Source organism: Undibacterium sp. Ren11W, from assembly GCF_049340485.1.
In the GTDB taxonomy this organism is placed as follows: domain Bacteria; phylum Pseudomonadota; class Gammaproteobacteria; order Burkholderiales; family Burkholderiaceae_D; genus Undibacterium.
Window position 1 is genome coordinate 35,298 of sequence record NZ_JBMPPB010000006.1, and the last position, 13,861, is coordinate 49,158.

Annotated in this window: 11 protein-coding genes; 6 read left to right on the forward strand and 5 right to left on the reverse strand. The window is 53.2% G+C overall.

All coding sequences use genetic code 11. The annotated features are described in order from the left end of the window. Nucleotides 1–13: 13 nt before the first annotated feature. Entirely contained in the window at nucleotides 14–949 is a 936-nt protein-coding gene (locus ACO0K8_RS14350; protein WP_422947345.1) for a LysR family transcriptional regulator, read from the reverse strand. A 132-nt stretch (nucleotides 950–1,081) separates the two neighbouring features. Here ACO0K8_RS14350 and ACO0K8_RS14355 point away from each other — a divergent pair, with 132 nt between their 5' ends. Further along, on the forward strand, nucleotides 1,082–2,035 hold the full coding sequence (locus tag ACO0K8_RS14355; RefSeq protein WP_422947346.1) for an NAD-dependent epimerase/dehydratase family protein: 954 nt from the start codon (nucleotides 1,082–1,084) through the stop codon (nucleotides 2,033–2,035). Between the two features lie 111 nt (nucleotides 2,036–2,146). Here ACO0K8_RS14355 and ACO0K8_RS14360 read toward each other — a convergent pair whose 3' ends face one another. Then, nucleotides 2,147–2,680, reverse strand: a complete 534-nt coding sequence (locus ACO0K8_RS14360; RefSeq protein ID WP_422947347.1) for a GNAT family N-acetyltransferase — start codon at nucleotides 2,678–2,680, stop codon at nucleotides 2,147–2,149. A 170-nt stretch (nucleotides 2,681–2,850) separates the two neighbouring features. On the opposite strand from ACO0K8_RS14360, the gene ACO0K8_RS14365 reads away from it, so the two are divergent. Together ACO0K8_RS14365 and trmB are read left to right on the forward strand one after the other, a co-directional pair. Continuing rightward, complete coding sequence (locus ACO0K8_RS14365; protein ID WP_422947348.1) at nucleotides 2,851–4,227, forward strand: tetratricopeptide repeat protein; 1,377 nt, start codon at nucleotides 2,851–2,853, stop codon at nucleotides 4,225–4,227. Nucleotides 4,228–4,333: 106 nt separating this feature from the next. After that, nucleotides 4,334–5,053: a tRNA (guanosine(46)-N7)-methyltransferase TrmB gene (gene trmB, locus ACO0K8_RS14370; protein WP_422947349.1), complete on the forward strand. Its 720-nt coding sequence runs from the start codon at nucleotides 4,334–4,336 to the stop codon at nucleotides 5,051–5,053. Between the two features lie 18 nt (nucleotides 5,054–5,071). Here the strand turns inward: trmB and ACO0K8_RS14375 are convergent, their stop codons facing one another. The 3 genes from ACO0K8_RS14375 to ACO0K8_RS14385 all read right to left on the reverse strand — a co-directional run bounded on the left by ACO0K8_RS14375 (nucleotide 5,072) and on the right by ACO0K8_RS14385 (nucleotide 10,413). Next, nucleotides 5,072–7,558 (reverse strand): DEAD/DEAH box helicase, encoded by a 2,487-nt coding sequence (locus ACO0K8_RS14375; protein WP_422947350.1) that lies wholly within the window; start codon nucleotides 7,556–7,558, stop codon nucleotides 5,072–5,074. A 160-nt stretch (nucleotides 7,559–7,718) separates the two neighbouring features. Beyond that, complete coding sequence (gene recQ / locus ACO0K8_RS14380) at nucleotides 7,719–9,557, reverse strand: DNA helicase RecQ (RefSeq protein WP_422947351.1); 1,839 nt, start codon at nucleotides 9,555–9,557, stop codon at nucleotides 7,719–7,721. A 10-nt stretch (nucleotides 9,558–9,567) separates the two neighbouring features. Continuing rightward, a complete protein-coding gene (locus ACO0K8_RS14385; protein WP_422947352.1) occupies nucleotides 9,568–10,413 on the reverse strand; it encodes an undecaprenyl-diphosphate phosphatase in 846 nt (281 codons plus the stop codon). 529 nt (nucleotides 10,414–10,942) lie between these two features. On the opposite strand from ACO0K8_RS14385, the gene ACO0K8_RS14390 reads away from it, so the two are divergent. The 3 genes from ACO0K8_RS14390 (at nucleotide 10,943) to ACO0K8_RS14400 (ending at nucleotide 13,803) form a co-directional block, all read left to right on the forward strand. After that, a complete protein-coding gene (locus ACO0K8_RS14390) occupies nucleotides 10,943–11,422 on the forward strand; it encodes an RDD family protein (protein WP_422947353.1) in 480 nt (159 codons plus the stop codon). 204 nt (nucleotides 11,423–11,626) lie between these two features. Beyond that, on the forward strand, nucleotides 11,627–12,625 hold the full coding sequence (locus ACO0K8_RS14395) for a hypothetical protein (protein ID WP_422947354.1): 999 nt from the start codon (nucleotides 11,627–11,629) through the stop codon (nucleotides 12,623–12,625). A 188-nt stretch (nucleotides 12,626–12,813) separates the two neighbouring features. Continuing rightward, complete coding sequence (locus tag ACO0K8_RS14400) at nucleotides 12,814–13,803, forward strand: hypothetical protein (protein ID WP_422947355.1); 990 nt, start codon at nucleotides 12,814–12,816, stop codon at nucleotides 13,801–13,803. The last annotated feature ends 58 nt before the right edge of the window (nucleotides 13,804–13,861 follow it).

The window sequence follows — 13,861 nt, forward strand, 5'->3', positions numbered from 1 at the left end:
GCTTGATCCTGGCTTATTCAATCGCACTTAGCTCTTGCGCCAAGAAATCAAATACCGTGCGGATTCTTTGATTTGATTTGAGTTCTCTATGGCTAGTCAACCACACTGGCAAGCTTGGTAATGTCTGCTCCGGCACCACCCTGTGTAAATCCGGATATTGGCGCGCCAGCCACTGCAGGCCTATACCTATGCCCAAACCCGCTCGCAAGGCTTGCCAATTGACTAGATGATTGTCGCAGCGAAACGCAAAAAAACTTGGCTGTATCATGATGCCGGCAGCGCGGAACCCTGCCAGTAATTGGTCCGATTGATCGTAGCCTATCCATCGGTACTCTGCCATCGTTGTCACATCGGCGTCTTCGCTAAGTGTGAGCGTTTGCTTCTGATTTTTAAAGCTGGCGCTGTTCAAGTAGGAGCTATGCGCATACATGCCTAGCGGCCAATCGCCTATGTGCCTGGTGATCAAAGCCGACTGCGTCGGTCTTAGCAGACGGATCGCGATATCGGCTTCGCGCTCTAATAGATTGCTGAGTTGATTGCTGGCCACCAGTTCTATCTGTATCTCAGGATGCAGCTCTGCCAGTTTGACCAAGATGGGTGGCAACACATAGGCCGAGGCGATTTCGCTGGCGGTGATGCGCACCGTGCCGCTTAGGCCCTTATCTTGCGAGGCACTTGCCATGCTTAGCGCCCTTGCTGCCACCATCATATGGCGCGCCGGTGCCACTAAATGATCGCCGGCCACGGTGAGCTTGAGCCCGCGAGCGACCCGTTCAAACAGGGCTGATCCTGTGACTTGCTCTAACTCGGCGATCTGGCGTGATAGGGTGGCCTGACTCAGTCCCAATTGCAGTGCCGCATTAGTCAAAGAGCCATATTCGACAACGGCCACAAAGGCGCGGATCAGGTTCCAGTCGGTCTGGGCTGCTACAAATTGTTGGCTTGCCATAGCGTGGTTCTCGTTCGTTCTTATCTATTCATATTTGCATATGAGGCATGCATGTATGCGTATTGTAATGACATTCGATACGCCTGAAAATAGCGACATCATCAATCGAAGGTCTTTTCAGGGCACAGTATCATGACAGCAAATACACTCTCCACAGCCGAAGTGAAGCAAGCAAGACCTAGCGTGCTGGTGCTGGGCGCCAAAGGCAATCTTGGGCGGGCGGCGGTGCTGGCCTTTGCCGCTGCGGGTTGGCGTGTGATCGCGGTGGCTAGATCGGCGATGGATTTCCCTGTCATGGACAACCTGGAGAATCTGCTGTGCGACGCCTTAGATACAAGCAAAATAATCGCTGCGGTCGGCCAGGTTGATGTCGTGGTGCATGCACTCAATCCTGATTACGCACGCTGGGATACTTTACTCGCACCGACTACAGCGGCCGCGATCCGAATTGCGCAAGGCACTGGCGGCCTGCTCATGGTGCCGGGTAATGTCTACAATTTTGGTACGGAGTTGCCAGCCTTACTGAGTGAAGAAACCGCGTTCGCCGCGCATGCCGGTAAGGGCCTATTGCGCATACAGATGGAGCGCAGCATCGCCGCCGCCAGCGTGCAGGGGCTGCGTAGCGTGGTGATACGGGCTGGAGATTTTTTGGGCGGCAACAGATCCTGGTTAGGTTTGGCGATCACCAAGTCCCTGCATAAAGACGTGGTAACGCGCATGGGACCAGAAGATCTGTCCCACGCCTGGGCCTATTTGCCCGATCTGGCGCAGGTGTTTGTACGAGTGGCCGAGCGCCGCAGCAGCCTGAGCGGCTATCAGGTGTTTCATTACCCCGGTCTGAGCGCCAGCGCTAAGGAAATGCATCAGGCGTTAGAGTTAATCACCGGCCGCAAGCTGCGCATTAAGGCCTTGCCGTGGTGGCTATTTAAATTGATCGCCCTGGTCTCGCCGCTGCTGCGCTCGGTGGTTCAGATGCGCTATCTGTGGCAACGTCCGCATCAACTGGTCAGTACCCGGTTAGAAAATTTTATCGGTCCGCTGCCCGCAACTTCCTTGCAACAAGCCTTAGCGGCGTCAATTCGATAAATCTAAGTTAAGGCCGGCCGGGCGCGCACACCGGACGCGCATAAGCCATGCGCCTTTCCAGCATGCCTGGCCTGCAGCCCGCATGGGATATGCGCGCTGGCAGGGGCCTACTTAAGAAATATTTACCGGCAGTTGCGCTTGCAAGTGCAGTTGCATATTTTTCGCCATGATGCTGCTGCCAGGGCGCATTGCATGCGCATCCCCTACAAAGCTAAAACCAGCGCGTTGATATAGCTTGACGGCCGGTGTATCACCGACCGCGACCCCGAGTTTTACGCAGCGCGCACTGGCCTGGCTAGCCCACACAATCGCAATCTGTAGCAAGGCTGCGCCCACACCGTGTCCACGGGCCACTGGCCGCACCCACATCTGAAAAAGCTCGACTACGTGCGGCACATCGGTGGCGAACTTGGCCCACAGCAGACCTGCTGGTTCAGCCCCGACCTCGGCCAGAAAAACGTTTTCTCTGTCCGTTGCGCAGGCTAGTTGCAGGCGCTCTTGCCAGAGTGCGTCGCTACGCAGTTGCTCAGCTTCTAGCGTACTGCCGTAAGCATGCGGCGCATCGGCCAATGCGGCCAGGCGCAGCTGTTTATGGATGCGCCATTCTTCAGCTTTGAATGTGCGGACGGTGGTGGGTAGGTGCATGGCGATGCTCGATAAAATAGGTTCAGCTGTTGTCTTAGTCGATAAGGTGGATATGGCAGCATAAACTAAATTAACGATGTCAAGCGCATCGCTGTGTGATAACCGCAATGTACTTACTTGTTTTTGATTTATGGCACAATCGTTCACCTAGAGTTTTGTGTAGATAGTCCATGCCCGTTTATCCTCGTTCAGTTGAAATTTTGTTTGATGACGCGAATCGCTGTCTGGAGCAGGGTGATTTAGTCGCGGCTGAAAAAGCCTATCTAGCAGTTTTGGCTGTAGCACCCGAGATGCCCGAGGCGCTGGCGAATCTGGCGTGGCTGGCAGAGCATGCCAGCCAGCTGGATGTGGCACAAAGTTACTACCAACAAGCGCTGGCGCTGGACCCGGATAGTCTGCAGGTGCAGCTCAATCTGGGCGTGTTGCTAACCAAGCGCAAGCGCTTTGGCGAGGCTGAGCTGGTGTACCTGCAACTCTTGGCGCTGGAGCCGGAATCAGCCGCTGCCTGGTCAAATTTTGGCGTGCTGCTGGCGTGCATGCAACGCGAAGAACAGGCCGAAGCATGCTATCGCAGTGCTTTAGAAATCGATGAAAATTACGCTAAGGCGCGTTTTAATCTGGCCTATATTTTGTTGCGTCAGGGGCGCTTTGAGGACGGCTGGCGCTGCCTGGAAGCGCGCGAGTGGTATGACGTCTGGGCGAAAAATTTTAGCTTCCCGCGTTGGCAGGGCCAGGCTTTGGCCGGCAAATCTGTGTTGATAGGGTTTGAGGCCGGGCATGGCGATATGATCCATTTTTGCCGCTATGCGCAGATCCTGAAAAGCATGGGCGCGAGCCAGATCGGCCTGATATGCCATCCTGCACTCAAGCGGCTGTTTGCCAGCTTGCCCGGCGTCGATTACCTGTTCGATTTTAATCGAGAGTTGCCCGATTCAGGCTGGGATTATTGGACCCCGCCCATGAGCCTGCCACATTATTGCCAGACCCGGCTTGAGACGATACCTGCACCGATTCCGTATCTGGCCGCTCAAGCACAGCGCATCGCAGTCTGGGCGCAGCGTTTGCCATCGGATAATTTATGCGAGCTGCGTGTTGGCCTGGCGTGGCAAGGTAATCCCCTGTTTGAAAATGATGCGGATCGCTCGCTGGCCTCAATCGCATTATTGCGCCCGCTGATGGAGGTGGCTGGCGTGCAGTTTGTCAGCTTGCAAAAAGGGCAGGGTCAGGATCAACTGCCATGTGAGGGGTTTGAGCTGCTGCCTTATGGTGCGGAGTTGGAAGATTTCGCCGACACTGCGGCGCTGATCGCCAATCTTGACCTGGTGATCAGCGTCGATACCGCGGTCGCGCATCTGGCCGGTGCTATGGGTAAAACTTGCTGGTTGCTGTTGCCAGATTACCGTGCTGACTGGCGCTGGTTGACCGATAGACAAGATACTCCCTGGTATCCAAGCATGCAGCTATTTCGCCAAAGTCGTGGTGGCGACTGGCCTGCAGTGATACAGCGAGTGGTGACGGCGCTGCAGGAGCTGGCAGGTAGAAGCTAATGCGCGCCGCGCATCTGTTAAAATGTTGCCTTTGCTGCGCTAGGGGCTGGTGTTTGAACTTGCAGCACCCTGCCTTTTTTATCTCCCCTTTTTTCTGTTTGCTCCCATGTCCGATACCAAACCTGCCGACGGCAACAATAAGCCGCTGTTTTATGATCCAACCGAACACCGCATCCGCAGTTTTGTGACGCGTGCCGGACGCTTGTCTGATGCGCAGGGCAGAGCGATAGAAACCCTGGGGCCGCGTTTTTGTATCCCGTATCAAAAAGCCGAACTCGATGTGGCGGCAGCCTTTGGCCGCAGTGCACCTACCGTGTTTGAAATCGGTTTTGGAATGGGTGAAACTAGCGCTAAAATTTCTGCGTTAATGCCTGAAAAGAATTTTATCGGCGTCGAGGTGCATACGCCGGGCGTCGGTAGTTTGCTTAAACTCACCGATGCCATGGGTTTGCAAAACCAGCGCATCATTCAGCACGATGCTTTTGAAGTCTTGACGCACATGATCGCGCCTAACTCTTTGGCCGGCGTCCACGTGTTTTTCCCTGATCCATGGCATAAAGCGCGCCACAACAAGCGCCGACTGATCCAGGGCCCGCTGGTGGCCTTGCTGGCTTCACGCATCGCACCAGGTGGTTATCTGCATTGCGCTACAGACTGGGAAGACTACGCGGTGCAGATGCTGGAAGTATTAGGTGCCGAGCCCGCTTTGGAAAACACCGCAACCGGCTACGCACCACGTCCCGATTACCGCCCGGTGACCAAGTTTGAAAACCGTGGTCTTAAATTAGGGCACGGGGTTTGGGATTTGGTCTTTACCAAAAAATAAGTTGTGGGCGTCGCCGAGTTAAATACTCAGCGGTGCCAACAAAGCCTGCAGATCGGCGGCGTCGAATTTCGGCGCCAGCGCCGCATCGCTGCCCAGCACGCCTTCTGCCAGTGCCGCCTTGCGTGCCTGCAGATCGAGGATGCGTTCTTCTATACTGCCTTGCACTACCAGCTTGTAGACAAACACCGCTTGCTCCTGCCCTATGCGATGGGCGCGCGCGGTGGCTTGCTCTTCGACCGCCGGATTCCACCACGGGTCCATGTGGATCACGGTGTCGGCTGCTGTCAGATTCAGACCCACGCCACCGGCTTTGAGGCTGATCAGCAAGATCGGCACTTGCGTATCCTGAAAACTAGCTACCAACTTGCCGCGTTGCGCGACTGGGGTTTTGCCGGTCAGTGACAAATACGGCAGTGCCAGTTGCTCTAACTGTTCGGCGATCAGCTCCAGCATCTCGGTGAACTGCGAAAAGATCAGCATGCGTCGCCCTTCCGCCACCAGACTGGGTAGCATATCACTGAGCATTTCCAGCTTGGCGCGTTCCATCGTATGCGGGGTTTGTGCGCCTTTGAGCAGATGCGGATCGCAGCAGACCTGGCGCAGTTTTAGCAGGGCATCGAGGATAGTGATTTGCGCACCGGAAAAACCCTTGCGTGTTAACAGCTTGCGCACTTGTTCGTCGGCGGCGACACGCACGCTTTCATACAGGTCGCGTTGCTGGCCTTGCAATTGCAGACGCTTGATCACTTCGGTTTTAGGTGGCAACTCGGTGGCGACATCCTCCTTACGACGGCGCAGGATAAACGGCCGGATTCTTTGTGCCAGCAGTTGCGCGCGCAGAGTCTCGCCGTTGACTTCTATGGGTTTGCGCCACAAGCGGGTAAAGCTGCGCGCATCACCGAGAAAGCCTGGCATTAAAAAATCGAACTGAGTCCACAGTTCGCCCAGATTGTTTTCCAAGGGCGTGCCGGTGATGCATAGTCTATGCCGGGCGCGGATGCGGCGCACCGCATCGGCGCTGCGGCTGGCGGCATTTTTGACGGTCTGGGCTTCATCGAGTATCAAGAGATGAAACTGCTGTTGCTCTAAAATTTCCAGGTCGCGCCAGATCAAGGGATAGGTGGTCAGCACAATATCGGCTTGCTGCATCTCAGCAAAATAGCTAGCGCGTTGCGGCCCTTGCAGGCTCAGTACACGTAAATCCGGTGCCATGCGCTGCGCTTCGGCCTGCCAGTTAAAAATCAAAGAAGTCGGCAATACGATCAGCGCCGGCCTATCGAGTCGCCCAGCCTGTTTTTCTATTAGTAGATGGGCCAGCGCCTGCGCGGTTTTGCCCAGTCCCATATCGTCGGCCAGGATGCCCGCCAGATGTTGCTCGCGCAAATATTGTAGCCAGGCCACGCCGTGTAATTGATATGGTCTTAAGGTAATTCCTAAACCCGCCGGTGCGGCGACCGCTGCGACTTCTCCTATGTGGTGCAGACGCTGGGCCAGGGTGCGCAAACCAGCTTCGCCTTGCAGTTGCCAGCCACCGTGCAAGCCAGCGCGCTGCGCTTGGCTTTCTAACAGGCTTAGGCGCAAGGCTTCCAGGCGCTGGCTATCCCAGCCCGAGATTGCTAAGGGACTGTGCTGGCGCCGCTCATCGCCCAGCAGATCAAGCATATGCCTGACGATGGCTTTGAGTGGTGCAGCCTGTGCATCGATGCGTTTGCCGCCGGGAGCGCGCAGCCGTATCATGGCCATATCGTCGATCTCGGCCAGCTTTTTGGCATTGAGCCAGCGGCTATCTCTTTGCAATAAATTCGCCAGCAGCGGCACCAGATCGATGCTCTGCCCATCGATTTCTATACCTAAACTGAGCAGCCACGAACCTTCGCGTGCCGGTAAGCCCAACCGGGTGATTGTGGGTGGGCGGCCGTGCATAGGCGAAGCCACTTCTTTGCCGAGTATTTCGCCGCTGCTTTCATCGATGATCAAGTGCCAGGCCTCGACCGTGACGCTCTCATGCGCGAAGCCTGGCGCAATCACGATGGACCAGCCCAGCGCCTGCAATAGCGGTAATTGATCGGCCCAGAAATCGGCAAAAAAATCTTCTTGCAGCAAACTCCATAGCTGCCCGGGATGACTGTAGTGACTGGCTGCGGCCTCGCTGCGCCATTGCAGTGCGCTCAGTGGCAGCGGGTGCAAATCAAGCTCCCAGACCTTATCGAGCGCATCGGCCTCAGCTCCCAAATCGCGCAGCAAGGTCACAGGCTGGTCTTGCTTATCGAGAATGATCTGGCTGGAACTTGGGCGGCGATTGAGTAAAACGCTAGGGGCTGGCGTTTGCCAGAGTAACTCTGCGCCATCCACGCTGGCGCTGTACAGCCAGTCTATCTGCACCACAGTGACGTTGCCGCCGCGCGGACCGAATACGCCGGACTTAGTCATGCCGAATAAACCGTCGCCGCGCCCTAAGGTACGCAGTGTCATTCTGGGATGGAAATGGCCTATGGCATTGCGCATGATTAGCGCCAGCTCAAGTGGGAAAGGCTTAGTACTTCTGAAGCGGGAATTTCTAAATAGCTATGCGCATATTCCATGCGCCTTGCCAGCCATTTTGGTCTGGTAAGGCGCATGGAATATGCGGCTAAGCTTTGTGGTTTCATGGTGAGACTACAGCGTATCAACTCATTTCAGCTATCAAGGCCACGATCTCGGCGCCATAGCTTTCCAGCTTCTTGGCACCGACTCCGGTGACGCCGCGCAAATCGTCCAGCGAGCGCGGTTTGGTCTTGGCAATTTCGCGCAGAGTGGCATCGGCGAAAATGATGAAGGCGGCGACGTTATGTGCCTTGGCGGTGGTGATGCGCCACCAGCGTAGTTTTTCGAAAATCGCTTGTTCGCTGGCCGAGAGATCAGTCTCGGCAAAGTCTTTGGCGGACTGGCGTTTATGCTTGGTAGCTTTTTCGGCCTTCTTGTATTGGCGCAACTGTATCTTGGTTTCACCGCGCAAGACCGCACGTGATTGCTCGGTGAGTTTGAGCGAGCTATAGTTTTCATAATCAACCGCCACCAGACCTAGCGCGATGAGTTGGCGCAGCAGGGCGCGCCATTCAGCCTCGCTCTTATCGGCACCAACGCCGAAGGTCGAGAGTTGATTATGCCGCCATTGCTGCACCCGTTCAGTATCGGTACCGCGCAAGACGTCGATCACGTGACCGGCGGCAAAACGCTGATCGACACGGTACACGGTAGAGAGAATTTTTTGCGCTGCGACGCTGCCGTCAAACGAGGTCGGCGGAATTAAACAGGTATCGCAATTGCCGCAAGGCTGCGAGCCCTGGCCGAAATACGCCAGCAATTGCATGCGTCGGCAATTGAGCGTTTCGCACAGGCTGAGCATAGCATCGAGTTTAACGCCCTGCACCCGCTTGTAAGTCTCATTCGCTTCCGATTCATCGATCATGCGGCGTTGCTGCACCACGTCTTGCAAACCGTAGGCCATCCAGGCATTGGCTGTAGCACCATCGCGTCCGGCGCGTCCGGTTTCCTGGTAATAGCCTTCTATACTTTTTGGTAAATCCAGATGCGCGACAAAGCGCACGTCGGGCTTATCGATGCCCATGCCAAAGGCGATGGTGGCGCACATCACGATGCCGTCTTCGCGCAAAAATCTGGCTTGGTTACGGCTGCGTACTGTCATCTCCATGCCAGCATGGTAGGGCAGCGAATTGATGCCGTTTTCATTTAAGAATTCGGCAGTTTCTTCCACCTTTTTGCGCGACAGGCAATATACGATGCCGGCGTCGCCGCTATGCTGGGCGTTGATAAAATCGAGCAATTGCTTGCGGCCGTTGGCCTTCTCGACGATCTGGTAACGGATGTTAGGTCTATCAAACGAAGAGACGAACTGCAAGGCCGTTTCTAGTTGCAGGCAGCGGATAATCTCGTCACGGGTTTGCTGATCGGCAGTGGCGGTCAGTGCGATGCGCGGCACGCTAGGGAAGCGCTCGTGCAGCACCGAGAGCTTGATGTATTCAGGGCGGAAATCATGGCCCCATTGCGAGACGCAATGCGCCTCGTCAATCGCAAACAGGGCGATAGGGCTAGCTTCTAACATATCGAGGCAGCGCGCAGTCATCAAGCGCTCCGGTGCGATATACACCAGATCGATCTCGCCAGTACGCAGCAGCCGTTCGACCCGCTGCGACTCCTCAAAGCTCTGGGTAGAGTTCAGAAATGCGGCGCGCACTCCGACCTCTTCCAGCGCATCGACCTGATCCTGCATCAAGGCGATTAGCGGCGAGACCACGATGCCTACGCCTTTGCGTATCATCGCCGGAATCTGATAACACAGCGATTTACCGCCGCCGGTAGGCATCAGCACCAGAGCATCGCCACCATTGACGACGTGGTCGACGATCTGCCCTTGTTGCGAACGAAAGGCCGGATAGCCGAATACTGTCTGCAATAAATGCAGGGCCTGAGTTTGCTCGCTGGTTTGCTGCGCTGGGTCTGTCATACGATAAAAATTAGTCGGCCCAAACGATAGTGCCGGTATATGCCGTGATCAGGATCATGATGCCGAAGGCGATACGATACCAGGCAAAGGCATTGAAGTTATGCGTGGCGATATAGCGCAATAACCAGCGCACGCAGAAAAATGCCGAGATAAACGCCGCGATGGTGCCCAGACCAAACATAGGGATATCAGCGGCCGATAAGTCTTCACGCGCCTTGTACAGCGAATACACGGTAGCGCCGAGTAAGGTCGGTATCGCCAGGAAAAACGAGAATTCAGTGGCCGCCTTGCGTGACAGACCAAACAACATGCCGCCGATAATCGTCGCGCCAGAACGGCTAGTGCCGGGGATCAGGGCAAAGGCTTGCGCCGCACCGATTTTGAGGGCATCTAACATCGTCATGTCGTCCACACTATGCACGCGCGCATGGCTAGGATCGTGTTCATCCACGCCCTTATGTTTACGCTCTACCCACAAAATGATGAGTCCGCCGACGATGAAGGCCAGCGCCACCGGTACCGGTGCAAACAACACCGCTTTAATCTTTTTGCTGAACAACAGGCCCAGCACTGCCGCTGGCAAAAACGCGATGATGAGATTCAAGGCAAATTTGCGCGCCTTAGGATCTCTGCCCAGGCCGCAACATACGGACGCGATTTTCTGGCGATATTCCCAGCACACGGCAAAGATCGCACCGGCCTGTATCACGATTTCAAACACCTTCATTTTCTCGCCAGTGAAATTGAGCAGGCTACCAGCCAAGATCAAATGCCCGGTGGACGAAATAGGTAAAAATTCAGTCAGGCCCTCAACGATGCCCATGATGATAATTTTTGCGGCGAGAAGAATATCCATGTTTTCTTGAAAAAAGTGGGAGAAATGCGGCGGCACGAAGCTTAACACGAGGGCATCTTGTGCGCTGCGCAAGTTTTAAGCAAAACCAGTGTGCTGAATATACTCCCCTTATTTTTAGTGAAAACACCGTCATTGCGCATATGTGTATTGCGCTATTGAAATGTACTGGGCGGGGGTATGTTAATTAGTGCGGTCAGATAAATAGTTTAGGGCACGCTAAGCTCAGCACACACTGCCCGCAACTTTTCTTTGAGTTTGGAAACTTGCCTCAGACCCGGCCGCTAAAAAAATTGGAAACGCGGTAGGGCTGCATCTACAGCCGATTCGATGAGAAATCAAGATTTCCAGCAATATTTCCACTTTAATATTAGTTACCTTGATACCATGTGAAATTATCTCATTAATAGGACTTACGCAAAATTGTTCCAGCTAGGCGCGTCGCCGAAGACAGTACTTTATTACGGCAAGGCGAGTGCAACGACGCTGGGGCGGTTTTGCGTAAGTCCAAATCAACTTACTTAGGCTTTTCATGAATACTGCTGCAGACGACCCAACTATTGAATACGCAGGTTTTTGGGTGCGGGTAGGCGCGTCTTTAATTGACACTGTGCTCATGTTGATTGTGACCACACCGTTGATCGTTGCTGTCTACGGATGGGACTCTCTTTTCACTGATACATTGCTACGCGGCCCGCTCGATTTAGTCATTAGCTGGATTTTTCCGGCGGCTGCGGTGATTTTATTTTGGATATATAAACAGGCGACCCCAGGAAAAATGGCCTTGTCGCTGCGCGTTGTCGATGCCGATAGCGGTGCGCCACTCTCAAGCCGCCAAAGCATCGTGCGTTATCTCGGATATTTCGTGGCGATGATACCGCTGGGCATAGGCCTGATATGGGTAGGCTTTAGCAGTAAAAAACAAGGCTGGCACGACCTGCTGGCAAATACCGTAGTCGTAAGAGCCAAAAACCGTGGCACCGAGCCAGTGCGGTTTCTGCAGTATAAATAGAATTCCTCGCTCCAAATCCTTGCACATTTAAAGTCTGAAAGGCGTATTGCGGCGGATGGAATGCTGGAAAGCGATGTAATACACGATGCTCACACCCTACTCGCTGAGATAGAGATGGAGTTTTACGATTTCAGAGTAAGTATGGTTGAGTGCTGGGAAATTGGGGATGTAACTCCAATAATCAAGAAAATTCAGGCGTGATCAATGATGACATTAGTAGCAGAAAAACTGAGCAAAGCGCAGCTAGAAGAGCGTAAAAAATCCTGGGAGGATATTCAATTTAGGCTCGGCTATTCTGGCCGGCATACCAAAAAAGAATTGAAAATATTTGAGGCTTATTATCTGCGCGGTACACAGCCTAAGTTGGATCCAGCCTATCCTGACCCTATCCCATTAATTTATAGACTGTACTTGTGTCCAGGTCAAAGCCTTGAGTCTTGGGAGACTGTAGTCGATACTTTGTTGGCTGGCCCGCCAGCCTGGCGTACTGATGTCCCGGTTGAAGCTTGCGCGGGGCAGGAAGGTGAGTCTTGGCGGGAGACATGCCTAGGCGAGGGCTGGGGCTGGCAAATCAAAAAAAGTTTAGAGTCTACCTTTGACATTCTCACTGAGGAGCTAAATTCTCGCTGGTATGATGGCGTCACTTCTTATGTAGGTTCGTCGCTAGTTCCGCCTCTGGGTTTTTTGGGCGGAGCTGAGCAAAGACTGGCTGAATTTTTACCGACAAATACCAAGCTTATAGAGTATTGCCGGAGTAAAAATCTCACTATATTTGATGCCTCTAAGTGGTTCACGTATCCAAACTATATGGATGTTTGTCATTGGCTAGATGGCACGCGTCGTCATAATCCCACCATGCTGGCTTATTATTTATCTGAGTATTGGTATGCAGCACTCTCGGACGATTTTTTGTCGGATTTAAAAGAAAATGTGACGGGCTTATTTTATCTGGAATGTTATCTTCAGCTGATTGCCCGCTACCCTAAGCCGCTAGCAGAGCATGAGAATTCAGAGTGCCATGTTTACGCGCAAAAAATCCGCGCTATGCTGGACCTTAGACCTATCCCACCGACCTTGACGGTCTTGTGGCTGGCCGCAAAAAACTATCAAGACCGCATCGATTTAAATGCTTTGGATTTTAGGTATCCGGATACCGATCGTCCTGAGTCTGCGCCTGAGCATTATTATGTAGGCGATTTCTAGCAAGCCTGGCACGCATATCGGTTGGGTGCTGCGCACCAGGCACACCGCATTTTTCCATTCGGGCGCGCTTTGGTGTCAGCAAATTATTCTGAAATCGATACGGATTTTGCGATTCAAAGTGGGTCTGGTTTAGTGTGAATAAATTGGGGGATTTAACCTCAACAATCAAGAAAACTTAGGCGTGATCAATGATGACATTAGTAGCAGAAAAACTGAGCAAAGTGCAGCTAGAAGAGCGTAAAAAATCCTGGGAGGATATTCAGTATAGGCTTGGGTATTCTGGCCGGCATACCAAAAAAGAGTTGAAGATATTTGAGGCTTATTATCTGCGCGGCACGCAGCCAAAACAGCATCCTCTGTACAAAGATCCTATTCCATTAGTGTATCGATTATGGTTGTGCCCAGATCAAAGTGAGGAGTCCTGGCGCGCCGTGACTGAACAATTATTGGCGGGCCCGGCGGCCTGGCACACTGATATTAGTCTGGTGCCTTTAGATGGGTACGAACAGGAGTATTGGCCTGAACCAGGCACAGGGCGTAATTGGTGGCAGATACAAACGAGCCTGAATGAGTCATCTGAAATTCTCTGGGAGCATGCCGACAGTGATCGTTACGATGGCGTCAATTCATTTGAGGAGTCTTCGCTTATTGCTCCAATTGGTTTTATGGGCGGTGCCGAGCAGCGACTAGTAGAGTTTTTAACGGCACCTAAAGAAGCCGTTAATCACTACGAGTATCAAGAAAAACCTCTGTTTAAAATTTCCCAGGGATTTTCTCATGTGTGTTACCGATACATATGTATCTGGCTGGATGGGCAGAAGCCGTATAATCCTTTTCTGGTTTCTTGCTACATGGCAGAGCCGTGGTTTTTGACTTTGTCTGATCAGTATTTTAAAGAGGTTTTTAAAAGCGAGACGCTAAGCTTTCATTTAAGCTGCTATCTGCAATTGATCGCCAGATTCCCGGAGCCCGAGGCAGCGTTGGCGTCTTCAGAGCGACATATTTACGCGCAAAAAATCCGCGCTATGTTAGACCATAGACCTATCCGTCCGGTCTTGAAGAGCTTGTGGCTTACCGCTAAAAACTACACAGGTGCTATCGATTTAAATGCTTTGGATTTCAAATATAAAAATAGTCCAGATGATCAGCCTGAGCATTATTATGTAGGCGATTTTTAGGTTTCGCTTTTTGTATACCAACGCCCCTCTTAAGTTGAAAAGTTTACTAAAGAAATAT